The following is a 19,267-nucleotide window of genomic DNA, read 5'->3' as shown; positions in this document are numbered from 1 at the left end:
ATCGCCGCCTGCGGCGGCACCAGGATCGGAGTGTCGAACAATGCGCCCTGACTGCCGATGTTGGTGATGGTGAAGGTGCCACCCGACAGTTCGTCCGGCTTGAGGTTGCCCGACCGGGCACGCGCCGCGATGTCGGCGATCGCCCTGGCCAGACCGCCCAGGGACAGATCGCCCGCGTTGTGCACGACGGGGGAGAGCAGACCCTGTTCGGTGTCGACCGCGAAACCGAGGTGTTCGGCGTCGTAGTAGGTGATCTCCTTGCTTTCCTCGTTGTAGCTCGCGTTGACGTTCGGGTGCGCCTTGAGCGCGTCGACCACGGCGACCGCGAAGAACGGCAGGTATGTCAGGTTGACGCCCTCGCGTTCGGCGAAGCTTGCCTTGGCACGGGTCCGCAGCGCCACGATCTTGGTCAGATCGACTTCGAAGGTCTGCGTCAATTGCGCAGTGCTCTGCAGACTTTCGCGGGTCTTCTTGGCCGTGATCTGACGGATCCGGTTGGCCTTCTGCGTGGTTCCGCGCAGATGCGCCAGCGCGGCCGCGGGAGCCGGTGCAGAAGGTGCGGCCTTCGCCGCCGCGGGCGCGGGTGCCGACGGTGCGGGTGCCTTCTTGGCCTCCGCCGCAGCGAGCACGTCCTGCTTGCGGATGCGGCCGCCGACCCCGGTGCCCTTGACCGAGGCCAGGTCGATGTCGTTCTCTCCGGCCAACTTCCGGACCAGGGGCGTGACGTACGGGCTGCCGTCGGTGCCAGCTGAATCCGACGGTGCCGCCGCGGCGGGCGCGGCGGGTTCGGGCTTCGGTTCCGGTGTGGGCTCGGGCTTGGGTTCCGGTTTTGGTTCCGGCTTGGGCTCGGGTGCGGGTTCCGGCTTGGGCTCGGCTTTCGGCTCGGGTTTGGGTTCGGGCTTGGCCGCCGGGGCGGCGCCCGCGGCGCCGATCTTGGCCAGTTCGCCGCCGACGGCGACGGTGTCGTCCTCCTCCGCGGTGATCGACACCAACGTGCCGGCCACAGGGGACGGGATCTCGGTGTCGACCTTGTCCGTGGATACCTCCACCAGCGGCTCGTCGACCTCGACGCTGTCGCCGACCTTCTTGAGCCAGCGCGTGACCGTGCCCTCGGTGACCGACTCGCCCAGTTCGGGCATCACCACCGAGGTGGCCTCGCCGCCGGCACTGGCGGCGGGCGCCGGGGCGCTCTCGGGCTCCGGCTCGGCCGCCTGCTGCGGCGCGGGTTCGGGTTCGGGTTCCGGTTCCGGTTCCGGTGCGCTCTCGGGTTCCTTCTCGGCGGCCGGAGCCTCGCCGCCGCTCTCGCCCGCCTCGCCGATCAACCCCAGATCGCCGCCGATCTCGACGGTGTCATCCTCGTGGGCGATGATCTTGGTCAGCACACCCGCGACCGGCGACGGGATCTCGGTGTCGACCTTGTCTGTCGACACCTCGAGCAGAGGCTCGTCGACCTCGACGGTGTCGCCCTCCTGCTTCAGCCACCGGGTGACAGTCCCTTCCGTGACGCTCTCACCGAGTGCGGGCATCTGGACGGAGATGGCCATGTGTGTTGACTCCCTCGAACGGTCGTTCGGCACCTGTCGAATGTCGGCCCCCATCCTGTCATGTCCGCACGCGTCGGTCGCCGCAGACCGGTGGACTATTCGCTCTGGCACTATCGAAAGGGGTGGTACGGACATGACCCGCGAAACATGCCACCAGCACACCGAAGGGAGTCACGCCGAGTTGGGACTCTTCGACAGGTTTCGCCGTCGCGGTTCCAAGCGCGCCGACGGCCGTGACCGTGCCGCCGATCTCGCGTATCTGCGGCAGTGGGTCACCGATCATCACGGCGTTGAGGCGTTCGTCGAACCCAAGACCACCGTCACCGAGGTGACCGTGGTGCTCGTCGCCGCCGACGGCGAATGGACCCGTCGCCGCGCGGGCGGCGACTCCGGTGCCCGCAAGCTCAGCGACCGGCTCAACATCCCCGTCTACGACGTGCAGAAGGTGGGCTACCCGCAACGGATGCGCGACTACGACGCGCGCCGGCGCATCCTGCGCGACCGCGAACTACGCCGCGAACTCGAAGACGGCTGACGTTTCGCCGCTGACCGCTATCCGTTCTCCGCTACCCCTTCTCAACTACCCCTTCTCGACTATGTCCTCGAGTACCGCGAACATCGTGCGCGTCGGTACCCCGGTGCCGCCCTTGCCGGTGTAACCCCACGGCCCGCCGGTGTTGTAGGACGGGCCCGCGACGTCGATGTGCGCCCACTGCACGCCGTCGGCGACGAACTCGCGCAGGTACACGCCTGCGACCAACATGCCCGCGTATCTGGAACCGCTGACGTTGGCCAGGTCGGCGACCGTCGACTTGAGGTCGTCCTTGAGCTCCTCGGGCAGCGGCATCGGCCATGCGTTCTCGCCGACCCCCTGCGACAGGGTCGCGACGCGGTCGCGGAACTCGTCGCTGCCCATCACGCCAGGGGTGCGCGCACCGAGTGCGACCGTCTGCGCGCCGGTCAGCGTCGAGGTCTCGATCAGGTAGTCGGGATCGTCCTCGCACGCCCGCGCGATCGCGTCGGCCAGGATCAGCCTGCCCTCGGCGTCGGTGTTGAGCACCTCCACCGTGATGCCGCCGTACTGCGTCAGCACGTCGCCCGGCCGCTGGGCGGTGGACGACGGCATGTTCTCGGCCATCGGAACGGTGGCCACCACGTCGATCGGCAGTTCCTGCTTGGCGGCCAGCACCACGGCGGCGATGACCGCCGCGGCCCCTCCCATGTCGGAGGTCATCTGATGCATGTTGGCGGCAGGCTTGATCGAGATGCCGCCGGTGTCGAAGGTGATGCCCTTGCCGATCAGCGCCACCTTCTTGGCCTTCTTCGACTTGCCCCCGTTGTGTGTCAGCCGGACCAGCCGAGGCGGGCGCGACGAACCCTTGCCGACGCCCACCACTCCGCCGTAGCCGGCCTTGGCCAGTGCCTTGTCATCGAGGACCTCGACCTCCAGGCCAACCGATTCACCCAAAGCCTTTGCGCGCTTGGCGAACTCGTCGGGGAAGAGGTGGCTGGGCGGGGTGTTGACCAGATCGCGGGCAGTGGCCACCGCCGTGGCGATGTTGGCGGCGCGTGCCGCCGTCGCCTTGGCACCCTTCGCGGTGGAAAGCGCGGTGATGGCGGCCAGCCCCGGTTCCTTGGGAGCGGTCTTGGCGCTGCGGAAGTCGGTGAACTGGTAGGCGCCGAGGATCAGCCCCTCGACCGTGGCCTCCAGATCGAGCTCGGACAAGGTGGTGACGACCGACTCGGTGCCGGACAGGGAGCGTGCGGCCACGCCCGCTGCCCGTCGGATGACGTCGGCGGGCCACTCGTCGGCCGCCTTGCCAAGGCCGATCGCCAGCACGCTGGACACCGGCAGTGACGGCGCCACCACGCGGGTGACCTGCTCGGTCCCGCCCTTGGCGCCGAGTGCCTTCAGGGCCACCTCGATCTCGCCGACGGCCTCGGCGTCGAGGAACGGGTTGGACACGACCGCCGCGGTGTCGTCGTCACCCGTGACCACGGGGACGATCAGCACCGCCGACCCGACCCGGCGCTTGGGCAGGGTGGCGGACACGGTGACGGCGGGGGACTGGTAGCCGGGAGGGGTGCTCACGGGGATTCAGCCTAGTCGGAGGTTAATCTGCTGGGCGTGAGTGACAACCTGCTGACGGGTCCGCTGGAGGACCGGCACCGCGAGCTCGGGGCGAGCTTCGCCGAATTCTCCGGCTGGCTGATGCCCGTGTCCTATGCCGGAACGGTCAGCGAGCACAACGCCACGCGGTCCGCCGTCGGGCTATTCGACGTCAGCCACCTCGGCAAGGCCCTGGTGCGGGGGCCGGGAGCGGCGGAGTACGTCAACTCGGCGCTCACCAACGACCTCCGCCGGATCGCACCGGGCAAGGCGCAATACACGTTGTGCTGCAACGAAGTAGGCGGCGTCGCTGGCGTTGTAGACGACCTGATCGCGTACTACGTCTCCGACGACGAGATCTTCCTGGTGCCCAACGCCGCCAACACGCCTGCCGTCGTCGCCGCCCTTGCCGAGCGGGCGCCTGCGGGCCTGACCATCACCGACGAGCACCGCTCGTACGCCGTGCTGGCCGTCCAGGGTCCGAAGGCCGCCGAGGTGGTGGCCCGCCTCGGGCTCCCGACCGACATGGACTACATGGGCTACGCCGACGCCGAGTTCTCTGGTGTGCCCGTCCGGGTGTGCCGCACCGGCTACACCGGCGAACACGGTTACGAACTGCTCCCGCCGTGGGATCGCGCGCCGGTGGTGTTCGACGCCCTGGTCGAGGAGATCGCGGCCGCAGGTGGGCAGCCTGCGGGCCTCGGCGCCCGCGACACCCTGCGCACCGAGATGGGTTATCCGCTGCACGGACACGAACTCTCACTCGACATCTCGCCGCTGCAGGCCCGCTGCGGATGGGCGATCGGGTGGAAGAAGGACGCGTTCTGGGGTCGTGACGCGTTGCTCGCCGAGAAACAGGCCGGGCCACGCCGATTGCTCCGCGGGTTGCGTGCCGTCGGCAGGGGAGTGCTGCGCGGCGACATGACGGTGCTGGCCGACGACCGGCCGGTCGGGGTGACGACCTCGGGGACCTTCTCCCCGACACTGAAACTCGGCATCGCGCTGGCGCTGATCGACACCGATGCCGGCGTCGTCGACGGCCAGCGGGTCGCGGTCGACGTGCGTGGCAAGGCGCTCGAATGCGAGGTCGTCGCGCCCCCGTTCGTGAAGGCCAAAACTCGCTAGTCACGGGTTATACAATCGCCACATGACCGATGGCCCCCTCGAGTTCACGCTTGCCCGCAATGCGACTCCGGCAAGCGACGAGGTACGTGCCGACATCCTGCGTGATCCCGGTTTCGGACGTTTCCACACCGATCACATGGTGTCGATCGACTACACCGAAGGTCGCGGCTGGCACGACGCCGCCGTGCTCCCATACGGCCCGATCGAGTTGGATCCGTCCGCGATCGTGCTGCACTACGCCCAGGAAGTCTTCGAGGGGCTGAAGGCCTACCGGTGGGCGGACGGGTCGATCGTGTCGTTCCGGCCCGACGCCAACGCCGCCCGGCTGCGCACGTCCGCGCATCGGATCGCCATTCCGGAACTGCCCGCCGAGGTGTTCATCGAGTCGTTGCGTCAGCTGATCGCGGTCGATGGCGACTGGGTACCCGCCGCGGGCGGCGAGGAGTCGCTCTACCTGCGGCCGTTCATCTTCGCCACCGAGCCCGGCCTTGGCGTGCGCCCCTCCACGCAGTACCGCTACATGGTGATCGGCTCCCCGGCCGGTGCCTACTTCAAGGGCGGCATCAGGCCGGTGTCGGTGTGGCTGTCCACCGAGTACGTCCGCGCCAGCCCCGGCGGCACCGGTGCGGCGAAGTTCGGCGGCAACTACGCGGCCTCGCTGCTGGCTCAAGCCGAAGCCGCCGACCACGGGTGCGACCAGGTGGTCTGGCTCGACGCGATCGAACGCCGCTACGTCGAGGAGATGGGCGGCATGAACCTGTTCTTCGTGTTCGGTACCGGCGGGTCGGCGCGGCTGGTCACACCCGAGCTGAGCGGTTCGCTACTGCCCGGCATCACCCGGGACTCGTTGCTGCAGTTGGCCAGTGACGCGGGCTACGGCGTCGAGGAACGCAAGATCGACGTCGACGAATGGCAGAAGAAGGCGGCGGCGAACGAGATCACCGAGGTCTTCGCGTGCGGTACCGCCGCCGTCATCACCCCCGTGTCGCAGGTCAAGTTCGGTGACGGCGAGTTCACCATCGCCGACGGCGAACCGGGCGAGGTCACGATGGCGCTGCGCGATACGCTGACCGGCATTCAGCGGGGCACCTTCGCCGACACACACGGCTGGATGACCCGACTGGATTAGCGCACCGCCAGGCCAAGCGCAGCCACGGTGGTCGTCACTTCCACCGCCGCGCCAAGCACGTCGCCGGTGATGCCGCCGAACCGCCGGACACAGTGCGCCACCACCATCGCGCCGACCGCCACGGCCACCAGCACGGCGACCGGCCCCTGCCATGGCCTCGGCGTAGCCACCACGGCCGCCACCGCGACGGCCACGATCCATCCCGCCGCCACCCAGGCCGGCTGGGTGCCCGCCACCCGCGCGCCGAGCGAGCTGCCCGCGGCGGCGGGCAGCGAGCGGCGGCACGCCACGACGACGGCGACCCTGCCCGCAGCGACGGCCATGACGATCGCGGCCAGGCTCGTCGTGGTGAACGCGAGGCCCTGAACCACGATGGTGACCACCACCGCGGCGACGCCGAAGGGGCCTGCCGCTCCGTCCCGCATGACCGCCAGCGCGCGTTCGGGCGGCCCGTAGCAGCCGAGGCCGTCCGCGGTGTCTGCCAGCCCGTCGACGTGCAGGCCGCGAGTGGCCAGCACCAGGACGGCCACCGCAAGGACACCGGTCAGGGCATTGCCCGCGCCGAAGGCATGGGCCGCCACCCACGACGTCCCGGCCGCCAGCGCGCCCAGCGCGACGCCCACCACGGGGAACGCGGTCAGAGCACCCCGCCCGATGGGCTGCCGAGAGCGGACCGGGAATACCGTGCCGAAGGCGAACGCCGAAGCGAGGGAACCGATCACGGCGCCGGATCGGAGTCTTGCTCGGTCACGTGCCCACTCACGTTGGCCTCGCCGAACGTCGCCATCGACGCCAGCGTCGCCACCGCCGCCCGAAGAACCGGCAGCGCGATCGCCGCGCCCGTGCCCTCGCCGAGGCGCATCCCAAGGTCGACGATCGGCTCCAGCGCCAGGTGCTGCAAGGCCAGCGAGTGCGCGGGCTCGGTGGACAGATGGCCGGCCTGCCACCACTGCCGAGCACCAGGCGCCAACCGGTCGGCGACCAGTGCCGCGGCCGTCACCACGACGCCGTCGAGCAGCACCGGCGTGCGCCGCACGGCGGCCTGCGCCACGAAGCCCGCCATGGCCGCCAGGTCGGCGCCGCCGCAGACCCTCAGCAGCCCAACCGGATCCGACCGGACCGCGCGAGCACGGAACAGGGCGTCGCGGATGGCCGCGGTCTTGCGCGACCAGCCCGCGTCGTCGACACCCGTGCCCCGACCCACCACGGCCACTGGCTCGGAATCGGTCAACGCGGCGATCAACGTCGTTGCGGCGGTGGTGTTTCCGATTCCCATATCGCCTGCGATCAACAGGTCGGCCCCGGCGTCCACCTCCTCGTCGGCGATGCGGCGGCCCGCGTCGACGGCGGCGTCGGCTTCGTCGGCGCTCAACGCGTCCTCGACCGCGATGTTTCCGCTGCCGCGCCGCACCTTGTGCGCGCCGATCGACGGCGACAGCGGCGCGTCGGAGTCCACCGCCACGTCGACCACCCGCACGCCGGCGCCCGCCAGCTCGGCCAGCACGTTGATGGCTGCCCCACCCGCGTCGAAGTTCGCGACCATCTGCGCGGTCACCTCGGGGGGGTAGGCCGACACCCCCGCGGCCGTGACGCCGTGATCCCCGGCGAAGACGACCACCCGGGGCCGTTCGAACTGATGCGGGGGGCACACCCCCTGGCAGGCCGCCACCCACACCGAAAGGTCCTCGAGCCTGCCGAGTGCGCCGGACGGCTTGGTGAGCGTCTCCTGGCGGGCCCGTGCGGCGGCCTCGGCCACCGCGTCGGGTGCCGCCACGGCCGGAAAGTCTGTCACGGTGTCTCCTTGACCGTCAGTGGTTGGCCTGCGACGACGAGCACCACACGGTCGCACTGCGCGGCGAGTCGTTGGTTGACCACGCCCAGCTCGTCGGCGAAGCGCCGTCCCGACTCCGTCGCGGGCACCACCGTCAGCCCGACCTCGGGGCTGACCAGGGCGAGCGGGCCTCGGAACGCGCCGACGGCCGCCACCAGGTCGTCGACGTCCTGGCCGACCGCGCCGCCAGTCCAGGCGTCATGCCGGTCCATCGCTGCGACCAGCCAACCGCCGATGTCGTCGACCAGCGTGGCGGTGTCGGAATCGGCGCGCAACTGGGCGGCCACGTCCTGGCCTTCGACGGTCGACCAGTGCGCAGGGCGGCGCTCTCGGTGGACGGCCAGCCGCGCCGACCAGTCCGGGTCGTCAGCGGCGTCGGTGCCGGTGGCCAGGTAGCGCACCGGCTGGTCGGGCGACACCGCACGCGTGATCGCCCCTTCGGCCCACCGCGACTTGCCCGAGCGGATACCGCCGAGAACCAGCGCACGCACCGCGGCTCAGGCGATCTTGTCGCCGCGTTTGACCTGCGGGCGCGGCGCCCGCATCCGGCGCAGCTGAGAGGCGCGGCTCGCGGCGTACAGGCCTAGCTTCCAACCGCTTTCGACGTTGTCAGGGAACTTCTCGTCGACCATCTTGTTCACCCGTCGGCTGACCAGCAACCCGCTGACGGCCATGATCAGCACCAGCGCCAACATGGCAGGCGACAGGAGGCGCTGAATCTGCATCGGCGCGGACATCATGACGAACACCAGAGCGAGCGCGGCGGGCAGGAACAGACCGAGCACGCTGCGCCGGGAGTCCACGATGTCGCGGACGTACCGGCGGACCGGCCCCTTGTCGCGCGGCAGCAGGTAGGCGTCGTCGCCGGCCATCATCTTCTCGCGGCGCTCGGACATGTCGGCGCGGCGGGTCAGCTTCTCCGCCTTGCGCTCATCCCTGCTGAGCTTCGGACCGCCCAGTTCCTTGCGCCGCTTGCGGGCCTCGGCGGACGTCATCGGCGCTGGCGCCACCGGACCGCGCTTGCGGGCGGCCTCGCTGCGCTTGGGCGTCGGCCTGCCCTTGGGGGCCGTGGTGGTGGCCTCCCGGACGGCGGCCTCGTCGCCCAACTCGACCGCGCCGGACTCCTCCGGTGTGGGATTGTCCTTCTTGCGGCCCAGCAGATTCACGTCTGCCAGGTTACTTCAGTCCGGCCCGGCGGAATGCACGCCCAGAGGTGGGGACTTACTCTGCTGGCATGACGGGCCCCGCGTTGCGCGTGCTGATCGCCCCGGACTGCTACGGCGACAGCCTCACCGCCGTGCAGGCCGCCGATGCGATCGCCGCGGGCTGGGGAAGCGCCCGACCCGACGACACGCTGATCCCAGCGCCGCAGTCCGACGGCGGCCCCGGCTTCGTCGGCGTGCTGGCCAGCCGCCTGGGCGGACTGCGCACGGCGACCGTGAGCGGCCCCCTTGCCGACGACGTCACCGCGGAGTGGGTGTTCGACGACGCATCGGCGACGGCCTACGTCGAGTGTGCGCAGGCGTGTGGCCTTGCCCTGCTCGGCGGGCCGCCGACCGTCCGGACCGCGCTCGAGGCGCACAGCAGGGGAGTCGGACAGCTCATCGACGCCGCGGTCGCGGCGGGCGCCGAGCGCATCGTCGTCGGCCTCGGCGGCAGTGGATGTACCGACGGGGGCCGGGGGCTGGTCGGCGCGCTCGGCGGTCTGCCCGCCGCCAGGGCCCGGCTGGCCGGCGTCGAGCTGATCGCCGCCACCGACGTCGAGCATCCACTGCTCGGCCCGATGGGTGCCGCGGCGGTGTTCGGGCCGCAGAAGGGCGCCGACCCCGACACCGTGTCCTTGCTCGAGGCCAGGCTCGCCGCATGGGCCGCCGAACTGAACGCCGTGGCAGGCCGTGACGTCGGCGCCGAGCCCGGCGCAGGCGCGGCAGGCGGCATCGGTGCCGCGCTGCTTGCGCTGGGCGGCCGCAGGGAATCCGGCGCCGCGGTGATCGCCGAACACACCGGCCTGGCCGCCGACGTCGGCGCCGCCGAGCTCATCATCACCGGTGAGGGCCGGTTCGACGACCAGTCGCTGCACGGCAAGGTGGTCAGTGCGCTGGCGGCGGGAGCACGCGATACGCCCGTGCTCGTCCTGGCCGGCCAGGTCACGCTCGATGCCGATGCGCTACACGCCGCGGGAATCGCCGCCGCCCACTCGATCGCGGACTACGCGGGTTCGATTCAGCTGGCAATCGACGATGCGGCCAACCAGCTGACCGGACTGGCGCGTCGAACCGGGGCCGGTTGGGCGCACGAATCGGGAGATAGCCGGAGAACGCCGCTCGGGTGAGCCGGGCCGGTCAGCCGCTGGAGTCGGGAATACCCGGAGAACAAGGTACCGTTGAGACATCCGAGGCATGAGTATGCACAGGGAGAAGCAATGACTGTTCAGGACGAAGCGACCACCACTACCACCCATGGTGTGGTCCTGACCGACGCGGCCGCGGCCAAGGCGAAGGCGCTGCTGGACCAGGAGGGCCGTGACGACCTGGCGCTGCGCATCGCCGTTCAGCCCGGCGGGTGCGCAGGCCTGAAGTACAACCTGTTCTTCGACGATCGGACGATGGACGGCGACCTGAACGCCGACTTCGGCGGCGTCAGGCTGACGGTCGACCGGATGAGCGCTCCCTACGTGACGGGCGCCACCATCGACTTCGTCGACACCATCGAGAAGCAGGGCTTCACGATCGACAACCCGCAGGCCACCGGGTCCTGCGCGTGCGGCGACTCGTTCAACTGAGCTGACCTAACCGGCCTAATACTGGCCGGTCCGCGGCAGGTACGAGCACACCAGGACATCGTGGTTCTGGATGAGCAGCTGCGCAACGGCCTGCCGTGAGGACTCGGACTGCGACCGGCCCGGCTGCGTCACCTGCATGGTGAAGAGCACCTGAGCCTGGTTCGGCGACCACGTCACGATCTTGTCGATCGACGTCACCTGGGCACTGCCGAACTGCCTGCGGAACGCGTCGCTCGCCAGATTCGCCAGCGCCATGTCCGACTGCTTGTCCTTGATCTCGTCGAAGACGCCGCACGACGCATGCCGGGCGATCTCCTCGTCGTTTCCCCTGCTGAGCGCGTCCAGGAAGCCCTGGATGGACGACTTCGCGGAAGCCGGGGTGAGTGCGGCGTCCGTCGAATCGTCCCGCCGCAAGGCGAAGACGATCGTCACTGCGGCCGCAGCCAACGCCACGACCACCAGCAGCGCGAGGCCGGCCAGCAGGAAGCGGCGGCGGCGCGGCGTGGTCGGGTAGGGCACCGGCGGCGGCAGCGCCCCCGGATATGCCGATGGCACCTGATTCGGGTAGGGCTGCTGCTGGCGCGGTGTTCCCTGATAGGGGTACTCGGGGTACGGGTATGGACCAGCCATGTCGTTGTTAGGCTAGCGCACCGTCCTGCGGAGACCGCGGGTCAAGCGCAGCGGCCCCACCTCGGTACGCTTATGTAGACGAGCTTAATGAAATGAAGGGTGACGTTTCGTGACCATTGCGGTGACCGGGTCGATCGCGACCGACCATCTGATGCAGTTCCCCGGCAAGTTCTCCGAACAGTTGCTGGCCGACCATTTGCAGAAGGTGTCGCTGAGCTTCCTCGTCGACGATCTCGTCATCCATCGCGGCGGCGTCGCGGGCAACATGGCCTACGCCATCGGTGTGCTCGGCGGCAAGGCGACGCTCGTCGGCGCGGTGGGCACGGACTTCGACGACTACCGCCAATGGCTGGAAAACGCGGGGGTGGACTGCGGCAGCGTGCTGATCTCCGACGCCGCCTACACCGCGCGGTTCGTCTGCACCACCGACGAGGACATGGCGCAGATCGCGTCGTTCTATCCCGGCGCCATGTCCCAGGCCCGCAACATCAAGCTCGCAGACGTCGCATCGCGGGTCGGCACACCGGATTTGGTGATCATCGGCGCCAACGACCCCGAGGCGATGTTCCTGCACACCGAGGAGTGCCGGCAGTCGGGCCTCGCCTTCGCCGCCGATCCGTCGCAGCAGATGGCATACATGAAGGGTGACGAGATCCGGCGGCTGATCAACGGCGCCGCCTATCTGTTCACCAACGACTACGAATGGGATCTGCTGCTGCAGAAGACCGGCTGGAGCGAGGCCGAGGTGATGAACCAGATCGGGCTGCGGGTCACCACTTTGGGACCCAAGGGCGTCGACCTCGTCGGCTCGGATGGCACCTTCGTCCACGTCGACGTCGTTCCGGAGAAGCACAAGGCCGACCCGACCGGCATCGGCGATGCGTTCCGCGCCGGCTTCCTGACCGGCCGCAGCGCCGGCCTGAGCCTGGAGCGGTCGGCGCAGCTGGCGTCCATGGTGGCGGTGCTCGTGTTCGAGGCGCCGGGGCCGCAGGAGTGGACCTGGGACAAGGCGGCCGCGATCACCCGGATCTCGGACGCCTACGGTGCGGACGCCGGCGCCGAGATCGCGGCAGCGCTGGGCTGAGTTCGGCCGTCGCCGCCCGGGCTCACAGCTGCACGGGGTAGTGCGGCTCCTCGATTCGGGGCGTCACGCTGTGCTCGACGAAGATCGCGTGCCACAGCATGAAGATGAGCACGGTCCACAGTCTGCGGCTGTGATCGGTGACGCCGCTGCGGTGTTCGTCGAGCATCCGGCGTACGGCGGCGAGGTCTACCAGGTGGCCGGCCTGCGACGTCGCCACCGTCGCATACGCCCAGTCGAGCAATTCGCCTGCACGCAGCCAGTGCCTGATCGGGACGGGGAAGCCGAGTTTCGGGCGGTTGAGCACGTGCGCCGGGACGATCGGCTCCAGCGCCCGGCGCAGCGCGTACTTCGTGGTGGACCGGGTGATCTTCTGGTCGTACGGCAGCTTGCTGGCCACCGCGAACACCTCGGGGTCCAGGAACGGCACCCGCAGTTCCAGTGAGTTGGCCATGGTCATCTTGTCGGCCTTGACCAGGATGTCGCCACGCAGCCAGGTGAACAGGTCGATGTGCTGCATGCGTGCGACGGGATCCCACCCGTCGGAGGACGCGTAGAGCGGCGCGGTGACGTCGGTGTGGGTCCACTCCGGCCGGAATCCGGGCAGTATCGCCCGCAGCTGCTCGTCGGAGAAGCTGCGCGCGTTGCCGTAGTAGCGCTCCTCGAGCGTCAGTGAGCCGCGGTGGAGCAGGCTCTTGCCCCGCATCCCGTCGGGCAGCGGCTTGCTGGCCTTGCCAAGGGATCGGCGTACCGGCCGTGGCAGATAGTCGAAGGCCCGCAGCGACAACGGTTCCCGATAGATCGTGTAGCCACCGAACAACTCGTCGGCGCCCTCGCCACTCAACACCACCTTGACGTGCTTGCGCGCCTCGCGGGCGATGAAGAACAGAGGCACCAGAGCGGGGTCGGCGACGGGTTCGTCCAGATACCAGACGATTTCGGGCAGCGCCGCGACGAACTCGGCCTGGCTGACCACCTTCGTCACGTGCCGCGCCCCGATGGCCTCTGCCGACGCCACCGCGACGTCGACCTCGGAGAAGCCCTCGCGCTCGAACCCCGTGGTGAACGTGATCAGTCGCGGGTTGTGCCGCATGGCCAGCGCCGCGATCGCGGTCGAGTCGATGCCTCCGGATAGGAACGCACCGACGGTGACGTCGGCGCGCATGTGCTTGGCGACCGAATCCTCTAGTACGGCGGTGATCTCGTCGTAGCGGTCCTGCTCACTGCCCGCGCTGAAGGGCTTCGCGGCGAACTGAGGCGTGAAGTAGCGGATCACCTCGGGCGCCTGCCCCGGCCGGATGCGGGCGTAGCTGCCGGACTCCAGCCGCCGGATACCGCGGTGCAGGGTCTCCGGTTCCGGCACGTACTGCAGCACCGTGTAGTGCTGCACGGCGCGCTCGTCGACGGCGAGGTCGAAGCCGGCGACGGGTGCGAGGTCCAGCAGGCACTTCTTCTCGCTGCCAACGGCCGTGCCGCCCGGACCCGTCGCCATGTACAACGGCTTGATGCCGAAGGGGTCCCGCGCGCAGAACAACTCGCGCTCCTGCGAATCCCACAGCGCGAAGGCGAACATGCCGCGCAACCGGGTCAGAGCGGCAGTGCCCCAATGGTGATAGCCGGCGAGGATCGCCTCCCCGTCGCCGTCGGTGGCGAACACGGCGCCGTGATCGCGGGTGAGTTCTTCGCGAAGTTCGAGGTAGTTGTAGATCTCGCCGTTGAACACCAGCACGTAGCGGTCGGGTGTCTCGGGGGGACCCCAGCGCAGCGGTTGGTGACTGTGCGCGATGTCGATGATCGACAGCCGGTTGAAACCCAGCACGACGGTGGGGTCGGCCGAGTCGTCCGACCACGTCCCCGGCTCGTCGGGGCCGCGGTGGCGCATCAGGTGCGAGGCGCCCGACACCGCGTCGACCAGGTCCGGGGACGGGTCGGCGGATGGGTCGCGTAGGTAGGCCAGCAATCCGCACACGGCGCCAGTATGCCGGTTGGGTGAGGTGTGTCGAGACTGGCGTCCGTGACATTCCCCGGTCGCTTCGCTCCTTCCCTCCAAGGTGGTCTACGCTGCGTAGTATTCGCCTAGCTTCACCGACTTCTAGGAGGCGCCAACGTGACCGCTCGCGGGCTCCGATTGGTCGCGTTGTCAGCGGTTTTGGGTGGGACGACGCTCCTGCTCAGCGGGTGTAGCTGGTCGGAGGTTCTCGGCCTCGGCTGGCCATACGGCATCACCCCAGAGGGCAAGCTGAACCGCGAGCTGTGGATCGGCTCGGTGATCGCCTCGCTGGTGGTCGGCGTGATCGTCTGGGGCCTGATCTTCTGGACCAGCGCGTTCCACCGCAAGAAGAAGACCGACACCGAGTTGCCGCGCCAGTTCGGCTATAACATGCCGCTGGAACTGGTGCTCACCGTGGTGCCCTTCCTGATCATCTCGGTGCTCTTCTACTTCACCGTCGTGGTGCAGGAGAAGATGCTGCACAAGGACCCCAATCCCGAGGTCGTCATCGACGTCACGGCGTTCCAGTGGAACTGGAAGTTCGGCTACCAGAAGATCGCCTTCACCGACGGCACGTTGAGCTACGACGGTGCCGACGCCGCGCGCAAGGCCGCCATGGCGTCCAAGCCCGAGGGCGTGGACGCGCACGGTGAGGAAATCGTCGGAGCGATCCGCGGCCTGAACCCCGAGGACCGCACCTACCTGAACTTCGACAAGATCGAGACCATCGGCTCGAGCATCGAGATCCCGATTCTGGTGCTGCCCAAGGGCAAGCGCATCGAATTCCAGATCGCGTCGGCCGACGTGATCCACGGGTTCTGGGTGCCCGAGTTCCTGTTCAAGCGCGACGTCATGCCCGACCCCCGGGCCAACCACTCGGACAACGTCTTCCAGATCAGCACCATCGATCGGATCGGCGCCTTCGTCGGTCGCTGCACCGAGATGTGCGGCACCTACCACTCGATGATGAACTTCGAGGTGCGCGTCGTGGAGCCCAATGACTTCAAGGCCTACCTCCAGTACCGCGAGGATCACCCGAACGGGACGAACGCCGACGCGCTGCGGGCCATCGGCCTGCCCGCCGAGGCGGTCACCACGCACCCATTCGACACCCGTCGCGGCGAGCAGGCCCCCCAGGCGAGCAAGTAGGGACATCGCATGCACATCGAAGCCAGGCTGTTCGAGTTCCTGACCGCGTTCTTCGCCCTCGTCACCGTCGTGTACGCGGTGCTGACGGCGCTCTACGCCAACGGCGGCGTCGAATGGGCGGGCACCACCGCGCTGGTGCTGACCACGGGCCTGACGCTCATCACCGGTACGTTCTTCCGGTTCGTCGCCCGCCGTCTCGACACCCGACCCGAGGACTACGAGGACGCCGAGATCTCCGACGGTGCTGGGGAGCTCGGCTTCTACAGCCCCGGTAGCTGGTGGCCGCTGCTGATCGCGCTGTCCGCGTCGGTCACCGCGGTCGCGGTCGCGCTGTGGTTGCCGTGGTTGATCGCCACGGGCGGCACCTTCGTCATCGCGACCGCCGCGGGCCTCGTCTTCGAGTACTACACCGGACCCGAGAAGCACTGATACGCAGCGAGCTGGGTCACGATAAGGGCGCCAGTTGATCGAGGTACCGCGTCACGAGATCCGCTCGACCGTCGTGTTGGGTACTGTTGCCGGGGCACGGGCAGTCACGGTCTTCGAGGTGACGTCGCGCCGATTGGCAGTCGAGAAGGACAGGCGTAGATGAGCGGGCCGAATCCTCCTGGGCCGGACGAACCGGCGCAGGACAAGAACAGTACGGGCGAGAACAGTACGGGCGAGACCGAGATCTATTCGCGGGCGTACTCCGCTCCCGAATCCGAGCAGTTCACCAGTGGGCCCTACGTACCGCCCGACCCAGCGCTCTACGACTACGAAACCCACGAGCCGGTGGCCGAGCTGCTCGACCAGGAGCCGCCACCGCGGTGGCCGTGGATCGTCGGCGTCATCGCCATCGTCGCGGCAGTTGCGCTGGTCACCTCGGTGACCGTGTTGGTCGCCCGCACCGACAACGAGAACCTGGCCACGCCGTCGACCAGTACCAGCAAGTCCCCGCCGGTGCAGGACGAGATCACCACGACCACCACCACCAGCACGACGACGCCGCCACCTCCGCCGCCGCCTCCGCCCACCGAGGAGCCGCCACCCCCGCCGCCGGAGACGGTCACGGTGACCCAGGAGCCTGCGCCGCCGCCCGTCGAGGCGCCCCCAGCACCGCCGCCGGCCGCGGCGCCGCCCACGACGAGCGTGCAGGCCGGGCCGAGGTTCATCACCTATACCGTCACCGGCACGAAGGCGCCTTTGGACCGCATCTCGGTCACCTACACTGATGCGTCGGGGCGCCAGCGCACCCAACAGAACGTGTACATCCCGTGGTCGCTGACAGTGACCCCGATTTCGATGTCTGAGTACGGCTCGGTGCAGGCCTCCAGCCTGTTGCGGTTGAGCAGGCTGAACTGCTCGATCACCACCAGCGACGGCCAGACGATCGCGTCGCAGAACAACAACGACTGGCAGACCAACTGCTGATGACACATGACGACGCCGGAGGACGGTCGCGGCTGAACCCCGGAACGCTGGGCCAAACCGACCGCATCCTGATCGCCGTATGCGCGGCGCTCTGGTTGGCGGCCCTCGGGGCGGGAGTGGCCGCCGTCGTGGCCCTGGTGGACCTCGCCACCGAACACACGGCCACCTCGGCCGGCTCGGACACGCCGTGGCTGCTGTACACGGTGATCGGGGTGTCGGCCGCCGTAATCGTCGGCGCTGTGCCGCTCCTGATCCGGGCCAGGCGCTCCTCGCTTGGCAACCAGCGACCCGTCGCCCGGCCCACGGCCACGGCGCGCTCCGGGTTCGGCGATCCCGTCGAGGCCACCACCAGACTGCGCACGGTTGGCGGTCCGGTCATCCGCCGCCAATCGGTGCCGCCGGCGAGTAGCAGGCTCGGCTTCCCGACCGCCGCCGTGGACCAGATATGGCTGCGTAGCTCCGTCGTCACCGCGGGCGCGATCGGTGCGGCGACGACGCTGGTCGGTGTGGGCACATATCTGATGGCCACCGAAAGCGACACCGCGGGATGGATTGCCTTCGGACTGGCCGGCCTCGTCACGGTGGCGATGCCCGCCGTGCCGGTGTTCTTCCTGCGCCAGTTGCGCGACGTATTGGCCTGAGGGATTGGCTGAGATTGCGCACACGGTCGTAGATCCGCGGGGCGATGTGGGCAGCTCTCAGCGCAATGTGAACGCTACGTTCCTGACGGAGCTGCAGCTCGACGGGTCCCGTCGAACGGTCAGTGGTGACCGTTCGATGACCCGTTGCCGCTTCCGTTGGAGCCAAGCTCGTCGTCCTGGTACTCCTTGAGCGCGGTGATCGCCTTGCGTTCGGTCGCGTGTGCGGCCTCGGCAAGGGCATCGCTCTCCGACACGGGGTCGGCCTGGAGGAAGCTGCCGGAGCCCGTCGCACCGCCGGAGCCCAGCTTGTTCATCCGCTTGGGCAGGGGGGCGCCCTGGTACTCCAGCGGAATCGGGTGGCCGTGGTCGTCGACCGGGCCGAGCGGCTGGTGCAACTCGATGTAGGCGCCGTGGGGCAGTCGTTTGAGGATGCCCGTCTCGATTCCGTGCTCGAGCACCGCGCGGTCGCTGCGCTGCAGGCCGACACACCACCGGTAGGTCAGGTAGTAGACGATCGCGGGCAGCACCACCATGCCGATCCGGCCGATCCACGTGGTCGCGTTCAACGAGATGTGGAACTTCAGCGCGATGATGTCGTTCATGCACGCGAAGGTCAGCACGATGTAGAACGCGATGGCCATGGCGCCGATCGCGGTACGGACCGGAGCGTCACGGGGCCGCTGCAGCAGGTTGTGGTGCGCGGTATCGCCCGAGAACTTCTTCTCCAGGAACGGGTAGACGATCAGGAGCATGAAGACCAAGCCCATGATCAAGGCGACCGCAACGGCCGCGGGCACGGTGTGGCCGAACGGATACAGCTCCCACGCCGGCCACATGCGCGCCAACCCGTCGGTCCACATCATGTAGAAGTCGGGCTGGCTGCCCGCCGAGATCTGGGAGGGCTTGTATGGGCCCAGCTGCCAGATCGGGTTGATCTGCAGCAGGCCGCCCATCAGGCCGAGGATGCCGACGGTCATGGCGAAGAACGCGCCCGACTTGACCGCGAAGACCGGCATCACGCGCACGCCGACGACGTTCTTCTCGGTGCGACCGGGCCCGGGGAACTGGGTGTGCTTCTGGAACCACACCAGCGCCAGGTGGACGCCGATGAGCGCCAACATGATTGCGGGGATCAACAGAATGTGAAGGGCGTACAGCCGCGGGATGATGATCTCGCCGGGGAAGTCGCCGCCGAAAAGGAGCCAGTGCAGCCATGTTCCGATCACCGGCATGCCCAGCGTGATCGACGAGAACGCCGCCCGCAGGCCCGTGCCGGAGAGCAGGTCGTCGGGCAGCGAGTAGCCGAAGTAACCCTCGAACATGGCCAGGATCAACAGGATCGACCCGATCACCCAGTTGGCTTCGCGCGGCCTGCGGAACGCTCCGGTGAAGAAGATGCGGGCCAGGTGCACCATGATCGACGCGGCGAACAGCAGCGCCGCCCAGTGGTGGATCTGGCGCACGAACAGGCCGCCGCGAACCTCGAAGCTGATGTCGAGCGTGGTTTCGTAGGCGCGCGACATCTGCACGCCGTTCAGCGGCTGGTACACGCCGTGGTAGGTGACCTCGGTCATGGACGGATCGAAGAACAGCGTGAGGTACGTGCCGGTCAGGAGCAGGACGATGAAGCTGTAGAGCGCGATCTCACCGAGCAGGAACGACCAGTGCGTCGGGAAGACCTTGTTGAGCTGTCTACGCACCGCCGCCGAAGGGTGGTAGCGCGAATCGATCGCATCGCCTTGTGCGGCTGCCATATCTGCAAGTTTTGGGCTCATGACATTGAATTCCGTTCCCAGAAAGCCGGACCGACGGGTTCGATGAAGTCACCGTTTGCCACCAGAT

At 68.8% G+C, this 19,267-nt stretch carries 19 protein-coding genes; 10 read left to right on the top strand and 9 right to left on the bottom strand.

Annotated features, from left to right (window positions below):
• Window positions 1-1,544: 2-oxoglutarate dehydrogenase, E2 component, dihydrolipoamide succinyltransferase (gene sucB, locus QOC69_RS30165; RefSeq protein WP_526446185.1), on the bottom strand; the 1,544-nt coding region annotated here is incomplete at its 3' end.
• A 181-nt stretch (window positions 1,545-1,725) separates the two neighbouring features.
• Here sucB and QOC69_RS30160 point away from each other — a divergent pair.
• Window positions 1,726-2,079 carry an oxidoreductase gene (locus QOC69_RS30160; protein WP_526446186.1) on the top strand — a complete coding sequence of 118 codons (354 nt, stop codon included), beginning with the start codon at window positions 1,726-1,728 and terminating at the stop codon, window positions 2,077-2,079.
• 45 nt (window positions 2,080-2,124) lie between these two features.
• On the opposite strand, the gene QOC69_RS30155 is transcribed toward QOC69_RS30160, so the two are convergent.
• Window positions 2,125-3,636, bottom strand: a complete 1,512-nt coding sequence (locus QOC69_RS30155) for a leucyl aminopeptidase (protein ID WP_526446184.1) — start codon at window positions 3,634-3,636, stop codon at window positions 2,125-2,127.
• A gap of 36 nt (window positions 3,637-3,672) precedes the next feature.
• Here QOC69_RS30155 and gcvT point away from each other — a divergent pair, with 36 nt between their 5' ends.
• Window positions 3,673-4,779: a glycine cleavage system aminomethyltransferase GcvT gene (gene gcvT, locus QOC69_RS30150; protein ID WP_526446183.1), complete on the top strand. Its 1,107-nt coding sequence runs from the start codon at window positions 3,673-3,675 to the stop codon at window positions 4,777-4,779.
• A 22-nt stretch (window positions 4,780-4,801) separates the two neighbouring features.
• Window positions 4,802-5,908, top strand: a complete 1,107-nt coding sequence (locus QOC69_RS30145) for a branched-chain amino acid aminotransferase (protein ID WP_526446182.1) — start codon at window positions 4,802-4,804, stop codon at window positions 5,906-5,908.
• On the opposite strand, the gene QOC69_RS30140 is transcribed toward QOC69_RS30145, so the two are convergent.
• Genes QOC69_RS30140 through QOC69_RS30125 form a run of 4 tightly spaced genes read right to left on the bottom strand, consistent with a single transcriptional unit; the run spans window position 5,905 to window position 8,905 of the window.
• A complete protein-coding gene (locus QOC69_RS30140) occupies window positions 5,905-6,630 on the bottom strand; it encodes an adenosylcobinamide-GDP ribazoletransferase (RefSeq protein WP_526446181.1) in 726 nt (241 codons plus the stop codon). The genes QOC69_RS30145 and QOC69_RS30140 overlap by 4 nt on opposite strands.
• Window positions 6,627-7,700 carry a nicotinate-nucleotide--dimethylbenzimidazole phosphoribosyltransferase gene (cobT, locus tag QOC69_RS30135; protein ID WP_526446180.1) on the bottom strand — a complete coding sequence of 358 codons (1,074 nt, stop codon included), beginning with the start codon at window positions 7,698-7,700 and terminating at the stop codon, window positions 6,627-6,629. The genes QOC69_RS30140 and cobT overlap by 4 nt, the downstream gene beginning before the upstream one ends.
• A complete protein-coding gene (locus tag QOC69_RS30130) occupies window positions 7,697-8,230 on the bottom strand; it encodes a bifunctional adenosylcobinamide kinase/adenosylcobinamide-phosphate guanylyltransferase (RefSeq protein ID WP_526446179.1) in 534 nt (177 codons plus the stop codon). Before QOC69_RS30130 ends, cobT begins: the two co-directional genes overlap by 4 nt.
• Window positions 8,231-8,236: 6 nt before the next feature.
• On the bottom strand, window positions 8,237-8,905 hold the full coding sequence (locus QOC69_RS30125; protein WP_526446178.1) for a DUF3043 domain-containing protein: 669 nt from the start codon (window positions 8,903-8,905) through the stop codon (window positions 8,237-8,239).
• A 68-nt stretch (window positions 8,906-8,973) separates the two neighbouring features.
• On the opposite strand from QOC69_RS30125, the gene QOC69_RS30120 reads away from it, so the two are divergent.
• Both QOC69_RS30120 and QOC69_RS30115 read left to right on the top strand, forming a co-directional pair.
• A complete protein-coding gene (locus QOC69_RS30120; RefSeq protein WP_526446177.1) occupies window positions 8,974-10,071 on the top strand; it encodes a glycerate kinase in 1,098 nt (365 codons plus the stop codon).
• Between the two features lie 90 nt (window positions 10,072-10,161).
• Window positions 10,162-10,521 carry an iron-sulfur cluster assembly accessory protein gene (locus QOC69_RS30115; protein WP_526446176.1) on the top strand — a complete coding sequence of 120 codons (360 nt, stop codon included), beginning with the start codon at window positions 10,162-10,164 and terminating at the stop codon, window positions 10,519-10,521.
• Between the two features lie 15 nt (window positions 10,522-10,536).
• On the opposite strand, the gene QOC69_RS30110 is transcribed toward QOC69_RS30115, so the two are convergent.
• Window positions 10,537-11,151: an Rv0361 family membrane protein gene (locus QOC69_RS30110; protein WP_526446175.1), complete on the bottom strand. Its 615-nt coding sequence runs from the start codon at window positions 11,149-11,151 to the stop codon at window positions 10,537-10,539.
• A 109-nt stretch (window positions 11,152-11,260) separates the two neighbouring features.
• Here QOC69_RS30110 and QOC69_RS30105 point away from each other — a divergent pair, with 109 nt between their 5' ends.
• Window positions 11,261-12,235, top strand: coding sequence for a carbohydrate kinase family protein (locus QOC69_RS30105; protein ID WP_526446174.1), 975 nt, complete (start codon window positions 11,261-11,263; stop codon window positions 12,233-12,235).
• 22 nt (window positions 12,236-12,257) lie between these two features.
• Here QOC69_RS30105 and asnB read toward each other — a convergent pair whose 3' ends face one another.
• Entirely contained in the window at window positions 12,258-14,201 is a 1,944-nt protein-coding gene (gene asnB / locus QOC69_RS30100) for an asparagine synthase (glutamine-hydrolyzing) (protein WP_526446173.1), read from the bottom strand.
• A 138-nt stretch (window positions 14,202-14,339) separates the two neighbouring features.
• On the opposite strand from asnB, the gene ctaC reads away from it, so the two are divergent.
• From ctaC to QOC69_RS30080, 4 genes are all read left to right on the top strand, one after another.
• Window positions 14,340-15,371 carry an aa3-type cytochrome oxidase subunit II gene (ctaC, locus tag QOC69_RS30095; protein ID WP_526446172.1) on the top strand — a complete coding sequence of 344 codons (1,032 nt, stop codon included), beginning with the start codon at window positions 14,340-14,342 and terminating at the stop codon, window positions 15,369-15,371.
• Window positions 15,372-15,380: 9 nt separating this feature from the next.
• Window positions 15,381-15,800 (top strand): aa3-type cytochrome oxidase subunit IV, encoded by a 420-nt coding sequence (gene ctaF / locus QOC69_RS30090; RefSeq protein WP_526446171.1) that lies wholly within the window; start codon window positions 15,381-15,383, stop codon window positions 15,798-15,800.
• Between the two features lie 159 nt (window positions 15,801-15,959).
• The gene (locus QOC69_RS30085) at window positions 15,960-16,784 is read left to right on the top strand and encodes a hypothetical protein (RefSeq protein WP_526446170.1); all 825 of its coding nucleotides are present in this window, start codon (window positions 15,960-15,962) and stop codon (window positions 16,782-16,784) included.
• Entirely contained in the window at window positions 16,784-17,425 is a 642-nt protein-coding gene (locus QOC69_RS30080) for a DUF2561 family protein (RefSeq protein ID WP_526446169.1), read from the top strand. Before QOC69_RS30085 ends, QOC69_RS30080 begins: the two co-directional genes overlap by 1 nt.
• Window positions 17,426-17,544: 119 nt before the next feature.
• On the opposite strand, the gene qcrB is transcribed toward QOC69_RS30080, so the two are convergent.
• Entirely contained in the window at window positions 17,545-19,200 is a 1,656-nt protein-coding gene (gene qcrB / locus QOC69_RS30075; protein ID WP_526446168.1) for a cytochrome bc1 complex cytochrome b subunit, read from the bottom strand.
• Window positions 19,201-19,267 lie beyond the last annotated feature (67 nt).

Source organism: Mycobacterium sp. (assembly GCF_032162105.1).
Classification (GTDB): Bacteria; Actinomycetota; Actinomycetes; order Mycobacteriales; family Mycobacteriaceae; genus Mycobacterium.
This window is presented reverse-complemented; position numbering and strand designations above follow the sequence as displayed.